Origin of the sequence: Peribacillus frigoritolerans, from assembly GCF_004358755.1 — a bacterium.
Taxonomy (GTDB): domain Bacteria; phylum Bacillota; class Bacilli; order Bacillales; family Bacillaceae; genus Bacillus_P.
Window position 1 is genome coordinate 946,272 of sequence record NZ_SMZY01000001.1, and the last position, 24,932, is coordinate 971,203.

The following is a 24,932-nucleotide window of genomic DNA, read 5'->3' on the forward strand; positions in this document are numbered from 1 at the left end:
GTTTTTACGTGATTAGGAGAGGAGATAGGAAAGAATAGTTATGAATAAAAACCTTGCTTCTTGGCAATATCCATTCATTCTATTAATGGGAATCGGAGTTTCAAATGTTGGCGAATGGATTTATTTTATAGCACTTAATTTAATCGTGTTGGATATGACCAATTCACCTCTTGCCGTATCAGTACTTTATATTATTAAACCGTTGGCTTCTCTAGTTACGAATTTTTGGGCGGGGAGTATGATTGATCGAATAAACAAACGAAAACTTATGGTTTTTCTTGATTTATTCCGTGCTGTATTTATAGCTTTTTTACCCTTCATGTCATCCATATCCCTAATTTATATAGTTGTATTTATAATAAATATGGCAAGCTCTATGTTTGGTCCGACTTCTATGATTTATATAACAAAATTAATTCCTCAAGAAAAAAGAAAACAATTTAATTCCCTGCATAGTCTAGTTACATCAGGTGCATTTTTAATTGGACCAGCAGTTGCAGGCTTATTATTTTTTATAGGTACGGCGATATTTGCAATTTATATTAACGCACTAGCATTATTTATATCAGGAATTATTACTCTTTTAATGCCTAATATAGAAAAACAAACAGTTGCTACATCACCAAATAATAGGCTATCGATTGCAGTAATAAAAAATGATTGGATTTCTGTCGTTGAATTTAGCCAGCAATCTCGTTACATCATGCTGATTTATTTTTTGTTCAGTTGTGTAATGGTAGTAATGGCGAGTGCCGTCGATTCCCTTGAAGCAGCTTTTGCCAAAGAGGTCCTATTTTTGTCAGACAGTGAGTATGGCTTTTTGGTCACAATTGCAGGAGCTGGCATTATAGTCGGATCTATCATTAATTCCTTAATAGTTAAAAAACTGGAAACATCCATATTAATTGGTCTGGGGACTGTTTTAGTCTCAACTGGGTATATTATCTATGCTTTTTCAAATTCTTTTCTCGTTGCTGCAATAGGTTTTTTTATTCTAGCCTTTTTTATTGCTTATGCTAATACTGGCTTTCTTACATTTTATCAAAACAATATACCTGTTGATGTTATGGGCCGTATTGGGAGTGTCTATAGCTTAATACAAGCGATTTTAATCATAACAATCACTAGCATTATGGGAGTGGCAGCTCAGATTACTTCAATTGAGACAGTTGTTATTTTAGGTGTATTAATCATGATGATATTATCCATAATCTTATGTGCTTTTACCTTAATACCTGCAAATAAACAATTCTATGAAGCTGAAGCTGCTGAAACTAGGGGTCTTTAATCTGAGACTAATGGGCTTTTCAATGATCTTCAATTAACCGATCTAATAGAAGCAGCTGGTTATTCCATTAGGAGGCTATCGAAAATAAGATGGTCCTCCTTTTTTTGTAAAAATAGTCATTGTGCAACCGAGGATTATTTGAAATAATTGGTATTGAAAATGAGATTCCAAAGAATTTTCTGATAAATTTAAGTTTCTGACCTTTTCTGGAGTTCTCCCAGTCGAACCAGCTGGAGGTTAACAATTTTTTTAAAACAAAGGGATTATCTTGATCAAAAGTGAAGGATATTGATTTGAATATTTTCGAACTACTCGCCATCTTTACGGTATTTTACGCTATCAGGCTTTATGGATTCGAACTATAAGACACGAAAAAAGAAGTGGGTAGTTCTTGATATAATTCTTGTTTCACTTTTAGTTCAGTGGATAATAAGTTTCTTAATTTAGTAGAGGAGGCTATATTAATGAGAGCAGCCATGGAAACAGAATTAGGTAAAATTAAGGGTTTGAAATTACAGTATGCAGGAAGATCATCTAATCTCTTTTGGCTCGTATTTGGAGAAATCGTTCAAATTATCAGGATAGGCAAAACAGAAGAAACAGCAGAATATGCATTACATATACAATGTTCGTGGAGGATTATATTAGAAAACAAAATTGTTGTAGCTTTTCGCGATTTCTATTCTCCAAAGTCGGAGTGGGACATTCTAAATGGAAATTTTGATTGGGATATTCAGGGTAACAATAGGTTTGATGAACGTATTAAATCTTTATTAAATCATGAACTATTTATAGAACGAATTATAGCCGATGATATCGGAGGATTCGCACCAATTTTATCAAACGGTTATAAGTTATCAGCATTTCCGGACAGTTCTGAAGATGATGGAGTTAGTGAGCACTGGAGGTTTTTTAATCGGCATGAAAATAGCCCGCATTTTGTTGTTTCTGGTGATGGGATTGAAAGAGTTTAATCTTCGGCAATTTGGTGAGATTGCAAAATTGAGAAACTCTTTTTATATGGCTAGAGGCTTTTGACTTAAGGGGGATTTTATGGGGAAATTATTGAAGATAATCACAAGTGTTTTTGTACTATATTTATTAACAGGATGTATAGCAGAAGAATATGATTTTACTCCTCCTGCTGTTACACTTTCAGCTTCTGATAGTATCCAATCAGAAGCGCTAAAAGAAGCGAATGTTTATTGGACAGGTGAAAATAGCAAGCTTCTGCAGAAAAAAACAGAAGATTTTCTCTCATTTGCCGGAGAACAAAAGCAGTTGTCCTTTACTGCAGGACAACGAATAGACATTCTATTTGACAGTGAAGATTTTGTGGTGGAAAAGTTAGCTGTTTCAGTTTGGAAAAATGATGAAAAGATTGAATTGGAATTAGATGAACAACGTTCCTTCTACTTCCCAAAAGAAAAAGGGAAATTTGCAATTGTGGTGGAACTAGAGACTGATAGAGGATCAGCACAATATGTAGGGAATCTTGCTATTAATTAATATCAAAAAATAGGGGATTTGCCAAGAAGGAGGAAATTTTTATGCAGTTTATGATGATTGTCAAAGCCTCGAAGAATTCGGAAGCCGGAAATCTCCCGAGCTCTGAGCACATTGAAGCGATGACGAAGTACAATGAGGAATTAGTTAAGGCAGGCGTGCGGGTTGCGGCTAAAGGACTTCATCCAAGTTCAAATGGGATTCGTCTTTCGTACCCCAAACCAGGGGAAAAGCCGGTGGTTACGGATGGTCCATTTACGGAATCGAAAGAATTGATTGCCGGATTCATTCTGATTGATGTGAAGTCGAGGGAAGAAGCCATCGAGTGGGCCATGCGGATGCCGGACCCGCAAGGACATGGGGAAGGACAGATTGAATTGCGTCAAGTATTTGAGGCGCCGGATCTGACAGAGGATGGTCGCAATATCAAAAGTAAAACGGAATATAGACTCAATTGACGAGGAGATCAATGACAATCTCGTGCGTCTCATCGAAGCGTTTATCCAAGAAGGGATTGACGCTCTTTTTATTGAATTCTATTTAAAACTCCAAATTATGGATTTAACTAACAGCAGAAATTTGTTGAGGTGATATAAGTGGTAAAGTTACGAAAAAAAGTCTCCTGCAGAAAGTGAAATTGAAGGAGGAGTTAGTAAGTATGACAATCACATTTGAAGAAACTGCCCAATTAGAAGTTCAAGCAGTCAAAGCATTGTATGATGATGTAAAATGGTCAGCCTACACTAGTGATATGCCCAGGTTGATGGAAGGAATTAAAAGTTCTCTGACGGTTATCACTGCTTGGGATCATGGAAAGTTAGTTGGGTTAATTAAAGTGGTGGGAGATGGAAAGACAATCATATATATACAAGATATATTGGTGCTAAAGGCATATCATAATAAAGGGATTGGCTCTCAGCTTCTTAAATTAATGTTATCAAAGTATACAGATGTTAGACAAAAAGTATTATTGACCAATGATGCAGCAGATGTAAGAGCTTTTTATGAAAAACACGGATTTTCTTCCTGTGATAAAGGAGATTTAGTGTCACTTTCAAAATTTGATTAAATTACCCGGTATTACTGCACAGTAAAAAAAGGAACTCCAACTTGATTTAGAGTTCCCAATTATAGCAACCTATAATGAAAGAAAGTTTTAATTCCAGTCATAATGGCGTTAAAAATAGGACATCAATTAGCGGGAATTGTTGACCAGCAACCTAGGCTAATTGATAGGTTCTTTTCCATGTTATTAAGCGGGTTTTCACCTTTCAGCCGAACCCGCTGCCAGTTAAGGTGCAGTCTTCGATTTGCCCAATACCTTCACACGGCCAGGAGCCGAGAAAAAGCTGTGCAGCAGCATACCAAGCATAATCAGGAAAATACCAATTAGTGTAATTCCATCCGGAAGCGGAGCAGAGAGCAGAAGCACTTCCCCAAAAAGAACAAAAAGCACTTGAGTGGATTGTGTGGCTTCAACGGAAGCCAATTTTGCTTCATCATTTTTTACTCGATCTGTCGCGATGAAAAATAATGTAGTGGCAATCACACCCGAGGAAACGGCGACAATAAACGACTGTGTGATTTGTTCAGCAGATGGAGGACCAACTTTTATTAATCCATAGGCTGCGAGAATGAACCAGAAGGGAAGACTTGCAAGCGTCATCCCAAGCACCCGCTGAAAGGTATCGAGTCTGCCGCCGCACACTTCCATCATTTTGCGGTTTCCTAAAGGATAGGCAAAAGCTGCAATTACGACTGGAAGAACCCCTGCAAGCAGCTGATTAATACTAATATCCGTCCCATTTTTTACTTGAATCAGGACAACACCTGCTAAAATAATCATTGAAAAGCAGAGAGCCTGCACTGGAATCCGTCTTCTCGTTTTAATCGAATGACTATTTTCATAGAAAAAGGGAGTCAGCAGAATTCCGGCAACAATCGTCAGCTGCCATGTACCGGCGACAAGCCATCCTGGACCATAGGCGGCAGCGTATGTAATTGGCCCATAAAACAGGACGAATCCTGAAAAACTCCAAATAATCCATTGAAACGGATGGGTTCGCATTTCTGCCAGCAGCTGTTTGATGTTTTTGCGGTAAATGACGATCACCAGTAAAAAGGGGACCATAAAAAAGAATCTGATAGACGAGCTCCATAGCCAGCTTCCTCCAGAAAGTTCCATTGAACGGTTTAAAATAAAGGTGACGGCAAAAAACATGGAAGCAATAATTCCGATTGCGATTTCTCTCATAAAAAACCTCTCCTTACGCAGCAGTCGTGCAATATGTTATACATTCGGTACTGTTTATTATACGTAATTTTTGAAAAATTGAAATAAATAATTGGAAACATTTATTCAATATGGTAAGATGACATAAATTTTTTAAAAAGGAGCATCCGTGTGATCAATTACCATAACCGTCGTTTTGTCTCAGTAGAAAATACTGCAAATGGGGAGGTCTCCTCAAAAACTGTTTTCACGTATGAACAAAATGGACAAATTCTTACAGCAGCATATGGCGGCGGAGAAATCGTTAAAGGACTTTTAATTGGCCTTGTAAAAGATGATGGAACATTAGAATTTAAGTATAATCATGTCAATGTAAACAATGAAATCAGGGGAGGGCATTGCTTTTCCAGGCCAGAGGTATTGCCTGACGGCAGAATCAGACTGCATGAAAAATGGCAGTGGTTTGACCGGGATCAGACAGAGGGAGAGTCCATTATAGAGGAAATTGTTTAGCGGGTTCCGACTCACTTTGTACATACAATTTTTCAAAATACCAGTCTGCCTTTCTACTTTTTTTCTTGTTATGATCATTAAAGAATTGAACAAGAAAGGCTGATGAAAATGTTTATTACATTTACAAAAGAAGAAAAAATGATGATGATTGAAGATATTCAGCGTTATTACTACCGGGAAAATGGCGATGAAATTGGCGAGCTCGCGGCTGAAAATCTATTAGAGTTTATTAAAGAATCCATCGGCCCACACTTTTATAATCAGGCGATCAAAGATGCAAAAAGTTTAGTTGAACAAAGAATGCAGACGATGGAAGAAGATCTTTATGCTCTTGAAAGATCCATAAAAAGATAATTAATTCTTAAGCTTACAGCTGCTGTAAGCTTTTTTTTGAACAAAAAAATTGCGAATTCCCTGCTGTAATGCTATCTTTTATAAGATTATAGAAAAAAGGTGGATTCGTATGACAAGATTATTTCCTTCAAACAAGCTGAGTGCCATGCTGATGATGTTGGTATTTGCATTAGTTACGGCAGGATGCAGCAGTTCTTCTGAGAAAAAAGAAGAAAAAACGGCATGGGATACAATAAAAGAAGAAGGCAAGCTGACGGTTGCGACTTCTGGCACACTTTATCCAACGTCTTACCACGATTCAGAAACAAATGATCTGACTGGATATGAGGTAGAGGTCGTCCGTGAAATGGCGAAACGCATGGATCTGGAAGTGGAATTTTCAGAGATGGCATTTGACGGCATGCTGACGTCCATTCAAAGCGGAAAAGTGGATATCGCCGCAAACGATATTATGATTAACGATGAACGAAAAGAAAAATTCGATTTTGCAGATCCCTATAAATTCTCATACGGAACAGCGATGGTCCGGAAAGATGATCTGTCAGGCATCCAATCATTGGAAGATTTAAAAGGGAAGAAAGCGGCTGGAGAAGCAACGACTACATACATGGCGGTTGCACGTAAGTACGGAGCAGAAGAAGTCATTTATGACAATGCTACAAATGATCAGTACTTAAGAGATGTTTCAACTGGAAGGACAGATGTTATTTTAAATGACTACTACCTTCAGCGCCTTGCAGTTGCGGCGTTTCCTGACCTGAACATTACGATTCATCCTGACATCAAGTTCAATCCAAACAGTCAGGGCATCATTATGAAAAAAGGGAATACCGAGCTGAAAGAAAATATTGATGCAACAATTAAAGAAATGCTTGAAGATGGAACGATTTCCGAGATTTCAAAGAAATTCTTTGATGGAGCGGATGTATCTAAAAAACCGGATGTTGAATTTAAGTAACTGGTAACCGAAGAAGGTGAGTGCGATGGGAAATATTCAGTGGGAATACGTCTTTAATTATGAACTTGCTGTGGAATCTTTTCCATTTGTGATCCAGGGGATCTGGAACACACTGCTCATTTCCTTAGTCAGCATGGCAATCGGTTTAGTGCTCGGTTTTTTTCTTGCACTCGGCCGGACTTCTAGATACTCGTTCCTCAGGTTGCCTGCAAGAATTTATATTTCGTTTATGCGGGGTGTACCGATACTTGTTATTCTTTTCATTTTGTATTTTGGGTTTCCGATCATCGGCATCGAGTTTACAGCCATCACGGCCGCTTTAATTGGGTTCAGCCTAAACAGTGCAGCTTACATGGCAGAAATTAACCGTTCCGCCTTGGCTTCTGTCGACCGCGGACAGTGGGAGGCGTCCAAATCGCTTGGACTTTCCTACTGGCAGACAATGAGAGGGATTATTTTACCGCAGGCATTCAGAATTGCACTGCCTCCGCTTTCTAACGTGCTGCTTGATCTGACGAAAGCATCCTCCCTCGCTGCGATGATTACGGTGCCAGAGCTTTTTCAGCAGGCTAAAATTGTCGGCGGCAGGGAGCTTGATTACATGACAATGTATATTCTCGTTGCCCTCATTTATTGGGGAATATGTTCTCTTTTGACCGTTGTCCAAAATTACCTTGAGAAAAGGTATGAATATCTTTTATAAATGTAATGACATTTTTGAAAAAGCTGGGACAAAAGGTTTTCAGCCAAAGAAAAATCCGGACTAAAACGAAATTCCAACTTGAATTTCGTTTAGGCCGGATTTTTTTCTTTTTTAATTTCCTTCTAAGATATTTAAAATCCAATTTTTCAAATCAACAATCCGTAAATGATCGATGTGATGATCCGTTCCTGTCACAATTAAAGGAGCATATGAATCGACTTTGTGCATAGATCCGTGAGCACCTCCTCCAGTATGTTCCGGAGAACTTTCTCCTATGAATTCAAAGCCGGGTTCAGCATCAGCTATGAGAAAATCTCCTTTTTGTGAATGAATGGCGCCATATAATCTGGCTAGACCATCAGGGGTAATTCCCGTAGATAAGCTGTTTGCGGCTATCAGCTTTCACATCTAAAATATCCATGTTCCCTTTTATGGTCCAATTTTGATGATAACGATCTTTATAAGAACCTCCGTGTTTAAATTGGAGAATTCCTTTGCGGCTTTCTGAAACTACGTTCACCATATCGTTTTCTTTCCAGGCAATCCAGGCAATTCGGGGATCTTTCTGCAATTTATCGGCTATTTTTTTTATAGAAATACCCTTATTTAATATATAAATATATGCCATTCGTTCATTTGCCGTAATAGCAATTTTATTGTTTTTTTGAGCAGAATCACCAAGCTTTAACTGATTGTATTCAGATAGCGCATCTCTTAAATCAATCAAAGTCTTCTTTTTGTCCTCTCTTACCTCAGATTGATTACCGTCTCCCATAATAATCCACACTGTCTTTTCTAGAGCATCTTCCCACTTCGGATATGTATTTAATATTTCCTGAAGGTGTTTATCCAGCTTTTCTATTCCATCAATTGTTCCAGGTCCTTTTTTATGAACAGGATGATCATTTTCTGGCATATACAAAATTGTAAATTCAGGAAGCAGGTTGTTTTTTAGAAGATAGGTCAATTCTTGAGCAGCAAAAGCATCATTTAGCCCTAATCGATTGATCACATGTTTATTTTTCGGATCCTGATTAATAAAATCTCCAAAGGTTAATATCTTTGGTCCATTTGTTTCGTATTTGTCAGGAAGGAAAGTCGTTTTTGCTAAAATTTTGGGAACGATCAGGGTATGCTGATAATTTCCCCTGTAAATCAATGCATTAATAGAGGCAGTTTGTTTTCCTCTTTCATGCAGCTCTTCATGGATGGTTTTCGCATGATTACTTAAATCTTCATTATTAAACTGATAGAGACTGTTGTCTGCTACATCCGTTATTCCATATTTTAAGGTTTCTAAGAACCCATTCCCGTAGCTGATCACCCGCTGTTCATCTTCTTTATACCAAACCAGGCCGGGTATTTTATGTTTATCTGGGTATGTACCTGTAAGTAAAGTGCTGTCGATGGTTACTGACATAGTTGGATAGGCGCTTATCATCTCTTTACTGTACTGGCCATTTTTCAGAAAAAATTCGAGGGCAGGGGCTTTATGCTGCTTAATGGCTTTTTTTAATGGTTTGTCCATTAATGAATCCACAACAAGAAGAATTACTTTGGGCGAAGAGGCGGCTTTTGTCTGAAGTATATTTGGCGAGCTTTTCTCATGGTTCGTTGTGCAGCCGGTAATTAGGATGATTGAGAGGGTTAATAGAGCTAGTTCGCGATTCTTCATACAGATTTCACCTCTTCTATGTACAAGTTTTCTTTATTATTTACATAATCTTTGCTTTCATGTTGGAAAATGAAATGTTTAACTAAAACTGAATAAAGATTTTTTTATAAGGGGAAGGTAAGGATGCTAAAAGGAAAGTAGACGTTTAGGATCATATGGAGTGAAAAACAATTATGCCCTCAATTAAGATAGGTAGCTGCCCTTCTTTACACTACGAAGATAATGGTCAAGGAGTACCGATCATATTTATTCATCCTCCTGGAATGGGAAGAAAAGTGTTTTTTTATCAGCATGCTTTGTCAAAGCATATGAGAGTTATTTTTCCCGACTTAAGCGGCCACGGAGAAAGTGAAGCTGCTGCACAAGAAATTTCGATTCCGTATTACGCCAGGGAGATTCTAGATTTAATGGATGCTTTAAATATAGAAAAAGCTGTCTTATGCGGTTATTCAGCCGGATGTTTAATTGCGCAGCATCTTGCCATCTTTCACTCTGAAAGAATTGAAGTGCTTATTTTATCAGGATCCTATCCAAGCGTTGCAGATGCATCAGGACAATTATTGCATCATTCAGGAATATATTTGGCAGAAAATCATTTGAATTTGTTAATAAATATTATTTCCAGAAGCCACACAAAAGATAAAACCCTGAGAAAACTGCTTAGTAATCATATGAAAAAAGCAAACATACAAGTCTGGAAGCAGTATTATATCCAATCTTTGGAATACAGCTGTCTAGACAAACTTCATCTCATCAAGATTCCCATGCTGTTTATGTATGGAGAAGCAGGGGACTGGACGAATCATTATTTAAAACTTTACAGGAATAAATGCAAACACGCAGAGTTTTTTCTGTTTACAAACCAAAATCATCAGCTTCCTACTAAGAAATGGAAGACATTTAATGAAATTGTTACAGGATTTGTGCTCAATAGTGTAAATTAACAACAGCAAAATTAACTTAGTTTCTAAAGACGGCTCTTCTAAAAAAGAGCGTCTTTTTTTTCTAATAAAATTGTGTTTAAGAGAAAAAAGAAGAGGTAAATTGCTCCAGAATATGCGAACTTTCAGTTGATCTTGTTGCACGTTTATGTTTTTTATTAATGTGCTATGCTTTAATAAATGAAAAATCCATAGGAGATGGTTCAAATGGACAAGGTTATTGAGGCATATTTCAAGCAGCTGGATTCAAAAGACCGGGACGTACAATACGAAGCTTATCAAAACATACTCTCAGCAACAGAGGGAGAAGTGGACTGGGCATATGAAGTCTGGGATGAATTACTGGCAGGTTTATGCTCAAAAGACAATCATCAAAGATCACGTTCAGCCCAATTCCTATCAAGTCTGGCAATCAGTGATCCTGATAAGCGGATGCTGAATGATTTTTCAGCTGTTTGGGAAGTCACAAGAGATCCTAAATTTGTTACAGCACGGCACAGCCTGCAGTCCATTTGGAAAATCGGCCTTGCTGGACCACAGCAAAAAAAGCTTGTATTGGATCATTTAATCGATCGTTTCCAATCATGTTCAAATGAAAAAAATGACACGTTAATTCGTTTTGATATTATCCAGGATCTGAAGAACTTATATGACCAATTAAATGATGAAAATATTAAACAAAAAACATTGGAATTAATTGAATCGGAAGAAGAAAGGAAGTATCAAAAGAAATATAAGTCAATTTGGAAAAATGTTTGAAGCAATTTACTCTATTAGGTGAGTTCCGTAATCGCGGAAAATTCCGCAATTACGGAACTCTATTTAATTTTATTCCTGAAATCCGGAATTTTTACAGACTCTTATGATTGAATATTCAATCTATCTGACACGCAATGCCACGAATGAAGAGGATTTCCGACTATTATATGAATTTTCACAAAAGAATAAATAGTTGGCACGCTTCTTGCAAGTAGTAAAATGAGCTGATCAATTAGAAAGAGAACTGTAACAGGTCTGATTGCCTTGTTTGTAAGCGCTTACTGATAAAAGGCTGCTCATTTGCAAGAATCAAAGAGGTTAAAAAGGGGGATGTTTGTGGAAATCATTATTATTTTATTATCACTGAGCTTACTGATGTTTGTAGCTTATCGGGGATTTTCAGTTATTTTGTTTGCTCCGATTTGTGCTCTGTTTGCGGTATTGCTGACAGATCCGAGTTATGTACTGCCGTTTTTCTCCAATGTTTTTATGGAGAAAATGGTCGGGTTCATTAAACTTTATTTTCCAGTATTTCTTCTTGGAGCTATTTTCGGTAAGGTCGTGGAAATGTCCGGTCTTGCAGAATCTATTGCCAAAACGATTGTAAAGCTTGTAGGAGCAAAAAGAGCGATTCTTGCAATTGTTCTGATGGGTGCGATTTTAACTTACAGCGGTGTCAGCTTGTTCGTTGTCGTGTTCGCTGTCTATCCTTTTGCTAAAAACCTGTTCATCGAGGCAGACATTCCAAAACGTCTGATTCCGGGAACAATTGCACTTGGTGCATTTACCTTTACGATGGACGCACTGCCGGGAACACCGCAAATTCAAAACGTAATCCCGACAACCTTCTTCAAAACGGATATTTATGCTGCTCCTGTTCTTGGAATTATTGGTGCTGTTTTTGTCTTGTCACTTGGAATGTGGTACTTGGAATCACGACGGAAAAAAGCTGAGAAAGCAGGAGAAGGTTATGCAGGATTTCATTCAGAGACTGCTGCTGGTCTGGATCCGGAGCTAGCCCGTGAAAAAGAAGAGGCAGCTGTTTCAGCAGGAACAGAACCTAGCGTTGCCCGTCAAATTCTAGCATTTGTACCGCTTATTTTGGTAGGGGTCATGAATAAATTCTTCACTGTTTCTTTTCCAAAATGGTATCCAAACGGTTTTGACTTCTCAGCAATCGGACTTGAAGCATTTGGTAAAATCGAGCTTCCTTCTGTTGTTGCGATATGGTCTGTTGAACTTGCGCTGTTAATAGGGATCATTGCGACATTTGCTTTTGACTGGAGAGCTGTTACCGCTAACATTAAAGAAGGCCTTAATGCAGGAATCGGCGGTGCACTGCTTGCAGCCATGAATACAGGTGCTGAATATGGCTTTGGCGGAGTTATTGCTGCACTTCCCGGATTTAAAACAGTGAGCAACGGGATTTCCTCGACATTTACGGACCCGCTTGTAAACGGCGCTGTAACGACGACGACACTTGCCGGGATTACAGGTTCCGCATCCGGAGGGATGGGAATTGCACTAAGCGCAATGTCTGATAAGTATTTGGAGGCAATTGAAAAATTCAATATTCCTCCTGAAGTTATGCATAGGGTTATTTCTATGGCATCAGGCGGTATGGATACTCTTCCTCACAATGGAGCGGTTATTACGCTTCTTGCGGTTACAGGTCTTACTCACCGTCAATCTTACCGTGATATTTTTGCCATTACGATTATTAAGACAGTTGCCGTATTTGTCATTATCGCTATATACAGCCTGTTTGGGCTAGTTTAAACAATCATGAGAGAAAGAGAGGAAACTTAAATGCCAAAGGGAAAGGTTTTAGATTCATTTAAACAAGCAATTAATCAGATAGAAGACGGTGCAACATTGGTCGTTGGAGGCTTCGGCCTTTGCGGCATACCTGAAAAAACGATTCTTGCTTTAAGGGATAAAGGTGTCAAAGATCTTACTGTTGTAAGCAATAACTGCGGAGTTGACGACTGGGGCCTGGGTTTATTGCTGGCTAACAAACAGATCAAAAAAATGATGTCATCTTATGTAGGAGAAAACAAAATTTTCGAGCGCCAGTATTTAAGCGGTGAATTGGAAGTGGAGCTGATCCCTCAAGGAACTCTCGCTGAGAGAATGCGGGCTGGCGGTGCTGGAATTCCTGGTTTTTATACAGCAACTGGAGTTGGAACGAAGGTGGCAGAAGGTAAGGAGCACAAAGATTTCGATGGCCGGACATATATCCTGGAAAGAGGAATCGTTGGAGACTTTGCCCTGGTTAAAGCATGGAAAGCAGATCCGCTCGGTAACTTGGTTTTCCGGAAAACATCACGAAATTTCAATCCAGTGGCTGCGATGGCCGGGAAAATTACCATAGCTGAGGTCGAAGAAATTGTTGAAGTCGGGGAACTGAATCCTGACGAAATTCATACACCCGGCATTTATGTCCAGCATGTATTGCTTGGTGCGAACTATGAAAAACGAATCGAACGCCTTATGGTTCAACAGGCATAAAAAGGAGGCAATAACATGTGTGACAGCAGACAAAAAATGGTGAAGCGGGCAGTTAAAGAAATAAAGGACGGTATGAACGTAAATCTTGGAATCGGGATGCCTACTCTTGTAGCAAATGAAATTCCTGAAGATTATAATGTGCTTTTACAATCCGAGAATGGTCTGCTTGGAATCGGACCTTATCCGATCGCAGGTACAGAAGACCCTGACCTGATCAATGCTGGAAAAGAAACGGTTACAAGTGTACCGGGAGCATCCTATTTTGACAGTGCAGAATCCTTCGCCATGATCCGCGGCGGGCATATTGATCTCGCCATCCTTGGAGGCATGGAGGTTTCCGAACAAGGTGATCTGGCGAACTGGATGATTCCTGGAAAAATGATTAAAGGAATGGGCGGTGCCATGGACCTTGTTAATGGTGCCAAACGGATTATTGTTATTATGGAACATGTCAATAAATATGGTGAATCCAAGGTTAAAAAAGACTGCACGCTTCCTTTAACAGGGAAACAGGTTGTCAACCGCCTCATAACAGAGCTTGCTGTATTTGATTTTGCAGATGGCGTGATGGAGCTCGTTGAACTTCAGTACGGGGTAACAATCGAAGAAGTCAAAGAGAAAACAGAAGCCTCATTTACAATAAGTCAATCACTGATGACCGCCCATTAAGGCGAGCAATAGAAAGGAAAATGGCGATGAATCGATTACTTAAGGAAAAGATAGCGCTTGTGACAGGTGCAGCGAGCGGCATTGGATTTGAAGTTGCCAAGGAATTTGCAAAAGAAGGAGCGGCTGTAGTCATTTCTGATGTGAATCTTGAAGCTGCAGAAGCAGCTGCTGCAAAATTGAAGGAAGAAGGTTTTGAATCTATAGCTGCTGCTTGCGATGTAACAAAGGAAGAAGATATCATTCAAACGATTGAAACCGTCCAAAAACAGTATGGCCGCTTGGACATTCTTGTAAACAATGCTGGACTGCAGCACGTTTCTCCAATCGAAGAATTCCCGACTGACCGGTTTGAATTCCTGATCAAGGTTATGCTGACAGCACCGTTTGTAGCAACAAAACACGTTTTTCCAATCATGAAAAAACAAAAGTTTGGCCGGATTATTAATATGGCATCCATTAATGGAGTGATCGGTTTTGCTGGAAAAGCAGCTTATAACAGCGCTAAACACGGTGTCATCGGATTGACTAAGGTAGCTGCTCTTGAAGGGGCGGAACACGGCATCACCGTTAACGCACTTTGTCCGGGATATGTTGATACGAAGCTTGTTCGCAACCAGCTTGCTGACCTTGCGAAAACACGGAACGTAGAGCTTGAACGAGTCCTGGAAGAAGTGATTTATCCGCTCGTTCCGCAGAAAAGATTGCTTTCGGTACAGGAAATAGCCGACTATGCAGTCTTTCTGGCAAGTGATAAAGCAAAAGGAATTACCGGTCAGGCTGCTATTCTTGATGGCGGGTATACGGTTCAATAAAATTCATATTCAGTAAAGGGGCAGCATAAGCTGTTCCTTTTCTTTGTATGCAATGATCATAAGCTGTTCCTTTTCTTTGTATGCAATGATAAGGAAAGATTCAAACTTTCATTAAAGGATTTCTTTACCAGGTTGTTTTTTTGATCGGAATCTCACATTCTATTGATTTTTATTAATAGGTCTGTGTAAGATGAACATATCAATGTAAACGTTTTATTTAGGACAGCAAGGATAGAGGTGGAGGAAATGAAAGGGCTCATGGAAAAGCTTTCATATGATTGGATTGAAGAAGTAGTCAATTTAGCGGCAGAATGCATGGTCGTCGTGGATCATGAAGGAATTGTAGTTTATCTCAATTCAGCCTATTGTGAATTCCTGAATGTTACCGCAGAAGAATCGATTGGGAAACCGGTTCAGGAAGTTATCGATAATTCGAGAATGCAAATTGTTGCCAAAACCGGTCAGGCGGAAGTGGCGTCCATTCATCCCATTAACGGAAGCGAAATGATTGCAAACCGTTACCCCCTCTATGTGAATGGCCGGCTTGTGGGTGCTGTTGGAACAGTGATGTTCCGCAATGCCCAGGAATGGCTTGACTATTCAAAGAAAATCCAGCCGATTATGGAAGAGTTAAATTATTATAAAACGAAATTTGAGAAAGAACTTTTCAGCAAATATCATTTTGGGGATCTTGTTGGAAGCAGCCCAAAGTTCATGGAAGCCAAGAAGCTGGCAGAGAGAGTTTCGGATAGTCAGTCGGCAGTTCTTCTGCTTGGGGCATCCGGAACGGGAAAAGAACTGTTTGCCCATGCCATTCATCAGACCAGCGGAAGACGCTTTGCCCCTTTCATGAGAGTCAATTGCGCTTCGATCCCTGAGCAACTTTTTGAATCAGAAATTTTCGGGTATGAAGAAGGCTCGTTTACAGGTGCAAAAAAAGGCGGCAAAAAGGGAAAGTTTGAGCTGGCTCACGGAGGGACGATCTTCCTTGATGAGATTGGCGATCTCCCTCTGCAGATGCAAAGCAAATTGCTTCGCGTGCTCCAGGAACAAGAAATTGAGAGAATTGGAGGCAGGGCACCTATCGAAATTGATGTGAGGGTGATTGCCGCTACACATCGCAACCTGGAAAAGATGGTTTTGGACGGTGAATTCAGGGAGGATCTTTATTATCGTCTGAATGTCATCAAAATTGATATTCCCTCTCTTAAGGAACGCAAGGAAGACATAGTCCCGATCTCAAGAATTCTTTTGAAAAAGCTGGAGACTAAATTTCACAGGTATGGACTTGATCTTTCTGACGAGGTGATGGATGACCTGGAAGGGCATTCGTGGCCTGGTAACATTCGTGAGCTCGAGAACGTACTTGAACGTGCGGTTAACGTACTAGACGGCCAAATGATTTATCGTGAACATCTGCCGCTGTATCTACAGAAAGAAGGGAAGAATCATAGCCATGCTTACACTGCACATCTGCAACTGAGTCCTATGAAGGGCAGTAAGCGTTTCGGTCCTGTTATACCGCTTAAAGACACAGTGGCTGAAGCTGAAAAAGAAGCAATCCGCCATGCTCTGACAGAAACGAAAGGGAATAAAATTGAGGCAGCCAAACTGCTTGGAATCGGAAAGACAAGCTTTTATGATAAATGCAAGGTGTATGGAATAAGCTGACATTTTAGAAAGCGGGCTCAGACATTGAGAGTGCTCAAATCTATTAACAAGATTAAAGCTGGGTGCAGAGGGAGAAAGATGGAAGCATGATAAGAAACTTGCTCCCATCTTTTTTTCTTTAATGACCCACAACAAAAACAAATCATTGAAATATTTCCATCTAAAGCCTCAAATTACGATAGTAACGTTGCTTTTCTTAAGAAAGGCATATGCCTCATTAGTCAGGTTTAATTCCATATAACGTAAATCAGGATATTCTTCTATAAAAAAAGAGAACTAAAGGAGGCAATCCATGAGCGAATTTGATAAAATGCTGTCAGGACAAAATTGAAAGCTTCTGAACGTATTTACCATTTGAGGAGCCGAACAGAAGACAATTAACAAACATTCACAAAGCCTGTAACGATAGCGACAATGTTTGGATTGTTGGAAACGCGGTTATTCTGACTGGTGCAGCGATTGGTTCATACGCAGTGACCAGGGACAGAAGTACTGTCACTCAATCAGTTCCGGATGATTATCTTGATGCCGGAAACTTTTGTCAGGTTATCAAAGATAACAAAGAGCTAAACAGCACAAATTTTGACTCATAGAGCGAGGTTAAATAATGGATTTATATACATATGCAAAATACGATGGCACAGGACTTGCCGAAATAGTGAAAAAGAAAGAAGTAACACCGCAAGAACTGGCTGATGCAGCTTTTAAACAGATCGAACTAGTGAATCCGCTTTTAAATGGAGTGGTTCGCACACGCCGGGAAAAAGTTTTAAAAGAGCTTGCCCAGCTGGATGTTCAAAAGCAGCCGTTTGCGGGAGTTCCCATTCTGCTGAAGGATATTTCACAGGCGGTAGAAGGTGAACCTCTTACATCAGGCTCAAAGCTTCTTAAAGATAACATTGCAGGAAGAGACTCGAATTTTGTTGCGCGTTTAAGACAGGCGGGATTTTCATTTTTAGGTCATACGAACACCCCTGAATTTGGATTGAAAAACATTACAGAGCCTGAGGTTCATGGTCAGACCAAAAATCCATGGAATACTAAGTTCTCAGCCGGCGGATCAAGCGGAGGATCAGCTGCAAGCGTGGCAGCAGGGATTGTACCGATTGCCGGTGCAAGTGACGGGGGAGGCTCAATCCGAATTCCAGCTTCTTTTACGAGCCTGTTCGGATTAAAGCCTACTAGAGGCAGAACGCCTGTTGGTCCAAGTGTCGGCAGGCAGTGGCAGGGAGCTTCAATTGATTTTGTTTTGACAAAAACAGTCCGTGACAGTGCAGCTATGCTTGATCTTCTTCAAATCATTCAGCCGGAAGCAGCTTTTCATACACCATTGTTTGAAGGCAACTATACGGATGTTGTCAAAAAAGGGATAAAACGGCCTTTAAGGGTCGCTTTTCAAACTCAGTCTCCTGTAGGAACTCCAGTCAGTGAAGAAGCGATGGATGCCGTTCATCGCATGGTGAAGTGGCTTGAAGAACAGGGGCATGAAGTAGAGGAGCGGGGAAACGGCATCGACGGTGTCAGGCTGATGGAAAATTACTATATTATGAACAATGGTGAAATGGCCGCAACGATTCTCAGCCTTGAAAAAATGCTCGGCAGGCCAATCGCAGCAAATGATGTAGAAATTGTGACTTGGGTATTAAGTGTGGCAGGACATTCCGTAACCGCTGCCGAATTTACTCAGAGTCTGGCTGAATGGGATATGGCAGCAGCTAAAATGGCTGCTTTTCATGAAACCTTCGACTTGTATTTAACCCCGGCAACCGCTTTTCCAGCTCCTAAAGCCGGAGAACTCACTCAGACGGAAGAAGAAATCCAGTCGCTTCTGAAGGTCAGTGAGCTGAAGAAAGAGGAACATTTATCATTCGTTTATGACATGTTCTTAAAAAGCTTAACCGTTACACCTTTTACACAGCTTGCAAATCTGACAGGACAGCCTGCAATGAGTGTGCCCACTCATATCACGGCTGAAGGATTGCCGCTCGGCGTTCAGTTTGTGGCACCTAAAGGGAAAGAAGACATGCTGCTTTCCCTTGCAGGACAGCTTGAGCAATCTGACCTGTGGATTGGCATGGAAGGGAATCCATTTTTCTAAGTCATAAAAAGCTTTACCCATGAAATACAGGGTCCGTGTTAAAGTTTTTGAAAATTGGCCGATATAGAAGGAAAGTATTTATTCAGGCTGGAGGATGACTGATGGAAGAAGAAGTAAAGAATTGCCCTAAATGCAGAATGCTTCAAAAGCATACAGACAGCAAGTGCCAGGTATGCGGACATACAGTCATGGATTCCATATTGGCTTTATATCCTTCAAGGAGCGCTGAAAAGCGCTTAGTGAAAAAGAAGTAGCTAACACGGACTCATGGTCAGAAAATGAAACCATCAAATTATTGATGGTTATTTTTCGTAAGTAATAAAAGACCATTCAGTCAGGAAAGCTAAAAATGCGGGTTCCTTGCAAAGGTTATTATTTGCTTTATATATATCTTACTTGTAAGATATATATATAATATTTCATTATCTTAAATTCACGAACCATTGAATAATAAATCATTCATTAAAGGAGAGGAATTTATAAATGGCCATTACTATGTTTACGTCTTGCAGCTGCACATCATGCAGAAAGTCTAAATTGTGGATGGAAGAGCATGATATTTCCTATATAGAAAGAAACATTCTTACTCAGCCTTTAACAATGAAAGAACTAAAACAGATTCTTCGCATGACAGAAGAGGGGACGGATGAAATCTTATCCACCCGGTCAAAGCAATTTCAGGAACTGGATCTGAATGTAGATGCTCTGCATTTGCAGGAATTACTGGCGGTCATTCAAGAGAAGCCGGGTATCATGCGCTGTCCGATTATACTTGATGAAAAACGATTTTTAGTGGGATTTAACGAAGATGAGATCCGGAAATTTCTTCCGCGTAACATTCGGGCCTATCTATTAAAGCTTCTTGAAGCGAAGACAATGCTGCCTAATTAACGGCTGTACGGATAAAGGAGTAGTAGAAGTGGAAGAATTGCCGATACCCAACATGAATTATGACCAGCTTAAGAAAATAAAAAAAGAATTAACGCGGTTTATGATGTCTTATAAATTTGCGTTAGAAGAAATGAATACTAAAATTAATATCCTTGAACAGGAATTTCAATATATTCATGAGTATAATCCGATCGAACATGTCAGTTCGCGGCTGAAGTCTCCTGAGAGCATCGTAAACAAAATTTACAGGAAGAACTACGACCTTTCACTGAGCGATATAAAAAAGAATATTAAAGACATAGCAGGTATTCGCATCACCTGTTCTTTTTTGTCGGACATTTATCAAATCAGCGAGATGATTCAAAATCAGAAGGATATCAACGTTGTTGAATGCAAGGATTATATAAAAGATCCAAAGCCGAACGGCTATCAAAGTCTGCATTTAATCGTGAGTATTCCCGTGTTTATGTCAGACCGTCAGGAAGACATCCTTGTTGAGATTCAAATTAGAACAATTGCAATGGATTTTTGGGCAAGCCTTGAACACAAGATTTATTATAAATATAATAAAGAAATTCCTGAGCGGCTCACAAAGGAACTTAAAGAAGCCGCAGTCTCTGCTGCTGAACTGGACCTCAAAATGGAAAAGCTCCATAATGAAATGACAGACTTAAAAGAAGCAGAAGAACCTGCCGGAGAGCTGTCTCAGCTTCTGTTCAACAAGGAACAATTTAAGCTTCCCATCGATTTATTAAACTCATTAAAATAAGGAACTGTTTGTGGAGATGAATGCGGATGAGTAAAAAAAGAAGTGAAAATATCGTCTCCTTATTTGAGATTTTTGTTTCACTTGAACGTAAATGGATGAATGACTGGAATCATCTGAATGAGGTAGGTCTTTCGAAAACACATATTTTAATCCTGCAAATTCTTGAAACAGAAGGGCTGAAGCGTCCGTCCATCCTTGCAGAGCAATTGCAGATTACAACCGGCGGTGTGACTGTTCTTACAAGCAAGCTGATCAAAGACGGGTTTGTCCAGAAATGTCAAAACGAACGTGACAGGAGAGCATACAACCTTGAAATCACGGATTCTGGAAAAGATCTTCTTCATTCTGCCAGAAGCCAAATCAATCAGCAGATCCAGAAGATGTTCGGCATGCTGTCTGATGATGAAATTCAAAACCTGCGTGATATCTTTTATAAATGCTTAATGGAGCAATAACCTAAATATACATAACAAAAGAAAGCCAGTGACCTGGCTTTCTTTTGTTTAGCTTTCTTCATTTGAACAAGTATCGCATAACCATAAACTTTCCGCTTCAGAGAATGTCAATTTCTTATGAAAAGAACATTCGTCGCACAGATCTTCTTTTTCTTCAAATTCTCTCATCTTCGCAGCCTCCTTTTATCGGTGTTCGTTCCTCATCCATAAGAAGCTCTCAATATTATATGTATGATTATGATTCTAGATATACCCCTATACAAATAAAAGGAAACATTTCCTTTTATTGCGTGAGAAAGAATGGAATTAATCTTCGTTTTAAACGCGCTTCTGTATCTTTGTTAAATTATAAACCCCTCATATATTAAGAAATGATTAAATTCATATGGGCTAAGAAATATGACTTTTTTCACTTACAAATAGAAGGATTTATTTTCTATACTAGTAAAGAACTTCTAGCAATTCAGGGAATTTGTTCTGCAAAATGAAATTTTTCACTAGAAAGGTGATCATCAAATGAAAAAAAGAACGTATAGTCGTGCAAAGATCGCAGTCTCCGCTTCATTGGCAATCGCACTCCTATCCTCTCCTATTTTATCGGAACAGGCTTCTGCCGAACAGCTTGGAAAAAATACAGCAGCTTCAGTTATAAATGAACACAAACCAGAGAAAAAAGAGAAGAGCAAAAAAGTTCATGCGGTCAAGCTTCGCATCATGGAAACAACGGATATTCATACAAATCTAATAAACTATGATTATTACAAAAATGCCTCTTATGAAAAAGTGGGGCTTGCGAAGACCGCCTCACTTGTAAAACAGGCGCGCAAAGAAGCAAAGAATCATATTCTCGTAGATAATGGAGACCTCATTCAAGGAACTCCCCTTGGTACATATAAAGCGAAAATAGAGCCTTTAAAAGAAGGTGAAGTTCATCCGGTCTTTTCCGCCATGAACCAAATGGACTATGATATTGCAACTCTTGGAAACCATGAGTTCAATTACGGACTTGATTTCCTTGATGAAGCATATGACGATGCAAACTTTCCTTTCGTTAATGCAAACGTCTATGTTGATGACCATGATGATAACCCTGACAATGACAAAAATAAGTACGCTCCATATAAAATCCTGAAGAAATCGGTGCTAGATGAAAATGGAAAGCCTCATGTTATTAAGGTAGGTGTAATCGGCTTTGCTCCGCCTCAAATAAATGAGTGGGATAAAGCTCACTTAGACGGTAAAGTCATCACAAAGAATATCATTGAAACGGCAGAGAAATTTATTCCTAAAATGAAGAAGGATGGAGCAGATCTTGTCATCGCTATGGCTCACTCCGGGTTCAGCAGCAACAAAGGAAATACAGAAGATGTCATATACTCACTGAGTGAAGTTCCAGGAATTGATGCCATTACGTTTTCACATACGCATAAGGTGTTCCCTGCCAAATCAGAAGCTGCATTAGACGGCTTATTTTTAGGGCCTGATAAAAAGCCTTTGCCTGGTGTTGACAATGCCAAAGGAACAATCAACGGTGTTCCAGCTGTACAAGCAGGATACGGCGGAGGTTCATTAGGAATTATAGATTTAGATTTAAAGAAAACAAAAGGGAAATGGTCAATCGCAAACTCTCAATCTTCTACTCGTGAAATCTGGCGTGATGTTAAAGACCCTGTCACAGGAAAGACAGTGACTGAAAGCACTGTAGCTCCGGACAGTGCAATTGAAAAGGCGGTTAAAGGGGATCATGAGGCAACCATTCAGTATGTAAATACGCCTATTGGAAAAACAACGGATGACATTCATAGTTATTTTTCTCTCGTTCAGGATGATCCTTCCATCCAAACGGTGACAAATGCGCAAAAATGGTTTGTTGAGAAGTACGTCGCAGAGAAAAAACCAGAATACAAAGACCTTCCAATTCTGTCAGTTGGTGCTCCCTTTAAAGCAGGCCGGAATGGCCCTGCTGAGTACACAGAAATTAAAAAGGGCGACTTAACCATTCGCAGTGCAGGAGATCTTTACTTGTATGACAACACATTAAAGGCAATCAAAGTGAAAGGCTCTGTCGTCCGGGAATGGATTGAAATGTCTGCCGGGAAATTCAATACAATCGATCCAGGCAAAACGGAAACTCAAGCCTTATTAAACCCTTCCTTCCAAGTTTATAATTTCGATGTAATTGACGGTGTGCAGTATCAAATTGATGTAACAAAGCCGGCAAAATATGATCCGAACGGCAATGTGATCAATCCAGAATCAAGCCGTGTGAAAGAATTGACTTATAATGGACAGTCTGTTGATCCTGATCAGGATTTCATCGTCGTAACCAATAATTATCGTGCCGGTGGAGGCGGAAACTTCCCTGGTGTAAAAGGAAGCGAGCTAGTTGTTGATTCTGCGGATGAAAACCGCCAAATTCTGATGGATTACATTTCTGAAATGAAAGAAATTACTCCAACAGCCGACAACAATTGGTCAATTGCACCGATTGAAGGAAATGTAAACGTCACGTTTACGTCTTCTCCGCTTGCTGAAGGCTATATTAAAGCGGGAAGCAATATTTCCTTTACAAATCAAACAGACAGTCAGGGCTTTGGCATTTTTAAATTAGAACTGGGGCCAAAAGAAAACATCAAAGTCCAGCTTCTCGGATTAAATGATTTACATGGCCAGCTGGACACGGATACTAAGGTTGGAACAGAGCTTGCGGGCAGCATGGAATATACAGCCGCAGCCATCAGACAGCGTGAATCAGAAAATCCAAACACCCTTTTAGTTCATTCAGGTGACATGATTGGCGGAAGTCCGCTCATATCAGCGCTTTTTCAAGACGAACCGACTATAGAGGTCATGGAATCCCTAGGAATGGATGTAGGAACTCTGGGCAACCACGAATTTGACGAAGGCATTGATGAACTTCGCAGAATGATGAATGGCGGAGATCATCTGAATGGCACAAAAAATTATGACGGGATGAACTTTCCGCTCGTTGCAGCCAACGCATTTGACTCAGGTGAATTAATCACAGAGCCATATGCTGTCAAAGAAGCGGGAGGCAAAAAGATTGGGTTCATCGGTGTTGTCACACAGGAAACACCAAACATGATCGTCAGAAAAGGAAATGAAACTCTGCAGATTACAGACGAAGCAGCAGCAGTTAATAAATACTCAGAAGAGCTGAAAAAACAAGGAATAGAAGCAATCGTCGTTCTGGCTCATAATCCTGCCGTTCAAAACGGATATACAGATGCGTTCGATGCAACAGAACTTGCAGAGAAAGTGGATGACGAAGTCGATGTTATTTTTGCGGCACATAACCATGTTAATGTCGATAAACTGACAGATAATAAATTAATCGTTCAAGCTTATTCATATGGTTCCGCTTTTTCAGATTTGGATCTTGAACTAGACCCGATTTCAGGAGACATTATGAAAAAAGAAGCAGAAGTTGTGACGGTTCTCCAAAAGGATTTCACCCCTGATGCGGAAGTTTCCTCCATCATGAAAAAGTATGAAGATTTAGTTGCTCCAATTAAAGCGGAAGTGATTGGTGAATCCCTGACAACACTGCCAAAAGGGTATCCATCGCATACAACGGAGTTTGGGGATTTCGCGCTTGGGAATTTAATCGCTGATGGAATGAAAGCGGCCATGAACACAGACTTTGCCTTAATGAACGGCGGGGGAGTAAGAGCACAGCTTGATGCAGGCGAAGTGAATTTTGGAGATTTATTCTCGATTCAGCCGTTTGGCAACGTGTTGAATAAGGTGACATTAAGCGGTGCCGATTTAGAAATAGTATTAAACAATCAAATCACAGCAAGCGGTCTTGATTTTCATGTAGCTGGCTTCAAGTACACATACACATATGACAGCGCAGCTTTGACAGGCAAAGTCGCTGATATTTTCTTACCGGACGGAAGCAAGATTGATCCGGCAAAAGAATACACAGTAGTTGTAAACAACTATATGTATGGCAATGTGAAATATGGTATTGGAGCACTTTCAGAGAATATGGAAGTTGGTCCGGAGGATTTACAGGCAACTTCAGATTATGTTAAAACTCTTTCAAAGCCTTTTGAATATAAAGCAGAAGGACGCATTCAGAAAGTAACAGGACAATAAA

General features: G+C 39.8%; 24 protein-coding genes. 22 read left to right on the plus strand and 2 right to left on the minus strand.

Going from position 1 to position 24,932, the window contains the following annotated elements:
• The first annotated feature begins 40 nt into the window (after nt 1-40).
• The 5 genes from E2R53_RS04990 (at nt 41) to E2R53_RS05010 (ending at nt 3,863) form a co-directional block, all read left to right on the plus strand.
• Nucleotides 41-1,288: an MFS transporter gene (locus tag E2R53_RS04990; RefSeq protein WP_133310664.1), complete on the plus strand. Its 1,248-nt coding sequence runs from the start codon at nt 41-43 to the stop codon at nt 1,286-1,288.
• Nucleotides 1,289-1,752: 464 nt separating this feature from the next.
• On the plus strand, nt 1,753-2,262 hold the full coding sequence (locus E2R53_RS04995; protein ID WP_133310665.1) for a hypothetical protein: 510 nt from the start codon (nt 1,753-1,755) through the stop codon (nt 2,260-2,262).
• A gap of 79 nt (nt 2,263-2,341) precedes the next feature.
• Nucleotides 2,342-2,797, plus strand: coding sequence for a hypothetical protein (locus E2R53_RS05000; RefSeq protein ID WP_133310666.1), 456 nt, complete (start codon nt 2,342-2,344; stop codon nt 2,795-2,797).
• 41 nt (nt 2,798-2,838) lie between these two features.
• Nucleotides 2,839-3,252, plus strand: a complete 414-nt coding sequence (locus tag E2R53_RS05005) for a YciI family protein (protein WP_133310667.1) — start codon at nt 2,839-2,841, stop codon at nt 3,250-3,252.
• 200 nt (nt 3,253-3,452) lie between these two features.
• A complete protein-coding gene (locus tag E2R53_RS05010) occupies nt 3,453-3,863 on the plus strand; it encodes a GNAT family N-acetyltransferase (RefSeq protein ID WP_133310668.1) in 411 nt (136 codons plus the stop codon).
• 222 nt (nt 3,864-4,085) lie between these two features.
• Here E2R53_RS05010 and E2R53_RS05015 read toward each other — a convergent pair whose 3' ends face one another.
• A complete protein-coding gene (locus tag E2R53_RS05015; RefSeq protein WP_133310669.1) occupies nt 4,086-5,048 on the minus strand; it encodes a DMT family transporter in 963 nt (320 codons plus the stop codon).
• Nucleotides 5,049-5,198: 150 nt separating this feature from the next.
• Between E2R53_RS05015 and E2R53_RS05020 the strand changes: the two genes are divergently transcribed.
• The 4 genes from E2R53_RS05020 to E2R53_RS05035 all read left to right on the plus strand — a co-directional run bounded on the left by E2R53_RS05020 (nt 5,199) and on the right by E2R53_RS05035 (nt 7,555).
• Entirely contained in the window at nt 5,199-5,540 is a 342-nt protein-coding gene (locus E2R53_RS05020) for a n-acetylglutamate synthase (RefSeq protein ID WP_206197353.1), read from the plus strand.
• 108 nt (nt 5,541-5,648) lie between these two features.
• Complete coding sequence (locus E2R53_RS05025) at nt 5,649-5,894, plus strand: DUF2164 domain-containing protein (RefSeq protein ID WP_133310670.1); 246 nt, start codon at nt 5,649-5,651, stop codon at nt 5,892-5,894.
• Nucleotides 5,895-6,003: 109 nt separating this feature from the next.
• Entirely contained in the window at nt 6,004-6,852 is an 849-nt protein-coding gene (locus tag E2R53_RS05030; RefSeq protein ID WP_133310671.1) for a transporter substrate-binding domain-containing protein, read from the plus strand.
• Nucleotides 6,853-6,877: 25 nt separating this feature from the next.
• The gene (locus E2R53_RS05035; RefSeq protein ID WP_133310672.1) at nt 6,878-7,555 is read left to right on the plus strand and encodes an amino acid ABC transporter permease; all 678 of its coding nucleotides are present in this window, start codon (nt 6,878-6,880) and stop codon (nt 7,553-7,555) included.
• Between the two features lie 358 nt (nt 7,556-7,913).
• On the opposite strand, the gene E2R53_RS05040 is transcribed toward E2R53_RS05035, so the two are convergent.
• Nucleotides 7,914-9,230, minus strand: coding sequence for an alkaline phosphatase family protein (locus E2R53_RS05040; protein ID WP_286166070.1), 1,317 nt, complete (start codon nt 9,228-9,230; stop codon nt 7,914-7,916).
• A 173-nt stretch (nt 9,231-9,403) separates the two neighbouring features.
• Between E2R53_RS05040 and E2R53_RS05045 the strand changes: the two genes are divergently transcribed.
• From E2R53_RS05045 to E2R53_RS05100, 13 genes are all read left to right on the plus strand, one after another.
• Nucleotides 9,404-10,174: an alpha/beta fold hydrolase gene (locus E2R53_RS05045; protein WP_133310673.1), complete on the plus strand. Its 771-nt coding sequence runs from the start codon at nt 9,404-9,406 to the stop codon at nt 10,172-10,174.
• 204 nt (nt 10,175-10,378) lie between these two features.
• Nucleotides 10,379-10,930, plus strand: a complete 552-nt coding sequence (locus E2R53_RS05050; protein ID WP_133310674.1) for a hypothetical protein — start codon at nt 10,379-10,381, stop codon at nt 10,928-10,930.
• Between the two features lie 336 nt (nt 10,931-11,266).
• Nucleotides 11,267-12,709, plus strand: coding sequence for a GntP family permease (locus E2R53_RS05055; protein ID WP_133310675.1), 1,443 nt, complete (start codon nt 11,267-11,269; stop codon nt 12,707-12,709).
• A gap of 30 nt (nt 12,710-12,739) precedes the next feature.
• Nucleotides 12,740-13,441 (plus strand): CoA transferase subunit A, encoded by a 702-nt coding sequence (locus E2R53_RS05060; RefSeq protein ID WP_133310676.1) that lies wholly within the window; start codon nt 12,740-12,742, stop codon nt 13,439-13,441.
• 15 nt (nt 13,442-13,456) lie between these two features.
• Nucleotides 13,457-14,110: a CoA transferase subunit B gene (locus tag E2R53_RS05065; RefSeq protein ID WP_133310677.1), complete on the plus strand. Its 654-nt coding sequence runs from the start codon at nt 13,457-13,459 to the stop codon at nt 14,108-14,110.
• Between the two features lie 26 nt (nt 14,111-14,136).
• Nucleotides 14,137-14,922 (plus strand): 3-hydroxybutyrate dehydrogenase, encoded by a 786-nt coding sequence (locus E2R53_RS05070; protein ID WP_133310678.1) that lies wholly within the window; start codon nt 14,137-14,139, stop codon nt 14,920-14,922.
• Between the two features lie 246 nt (nt 14,923-15,168).
• A complete protein-coding gene (locus tag E2R53_RS05075) occupies nt 15,169-16,593 on the plus strand; it encodes a sigma-54 interaction domain-containing protein (RefSeq protein WP_133310679.1) in 1,425 nt (474 codons plus the stop codon).
• A 607-nt stretch (nt 16,594-17,200) separates the two neighbouring features.
• Nucleotides 17,201-18,691, plus strand: a complete 1,491-nt coding sequence (locus E2R53_RS05080; protein ID WP_133310680.1) for an amidase — start codon at nt 17,201-17,203, stop codon at nt 18,689-18,691.
• A 101-nt stretch (nt 18,692-18,792) separates the two neighbouring features.
• Nucleotides 18,793-18,945 carry a hypothetical protein gene (locus E2R53_RS23120; RefSeq protein ID WP_165970894.1) on the plus strand — a complete coding sequence of 51 codons (153 nt, stop codon included), beginning with the start codon at nt 18,793-18,795 and terminating at the stop codon, nt 18,943-18,945.
• 229 nt (nt 18,946-19,174) lie between these two features.
• Nucleotides 19,175-19,582, plus strand: a complete 408-nt coding sequence (spxA, locus tag E2R53_RS05085; protein WP_133310681.1) for a transcriptional regulator SpxA — start codon at nt 19,175-19,177, stop codon at nt 19,580-19,582.
• Between the two features lie 52 nt (nt 19,583-19,634).
• Nucleotides 19,635-20,351, plus strand: a complete 717-nt coding sequence (locus E2R53_RS05090; RefSeq protein ID WP_133311161.1) for a GTP pyrophosphokinase — start codon at nt 19,635-19,637, stop codon at nt 20,349-20,351.
• A 26-nt stretch (nt 20,352-20,377) separates the two neighbouring features.
• Nucleotides 20,378-20,806, plus strand: a complete 429-nt coding sequence (locus tag E2R53_RS05095; RefSeq protein WP_133310682.1) for a MarR family winged helix-turn-helix transcriptional regulator — start codon at nt 20,378-20,380, stop codon at nt 20,804-20,806.
• A 516-nt stretch (nt 20,807-21,322) separates the two neighbouring features.
• Nucleotides 21,323-24,931 carry a bifunctional 2',3'-cyclic-nucleotide 2'-phosphodiesterase/3'-nucleotidase gene (locus E2R53_RS05100; protein ID WP_133310683.1) on the plus strand — a complete coding sequence of 1,203 codons (3,609 nt, stop codon included), beginning with the start codon at nt 21,323-21,325 and terminating at the stop codon, nt 24,929-24,931.
• Nucleotide 24,932: the final 1 nt, after the last annotated feature.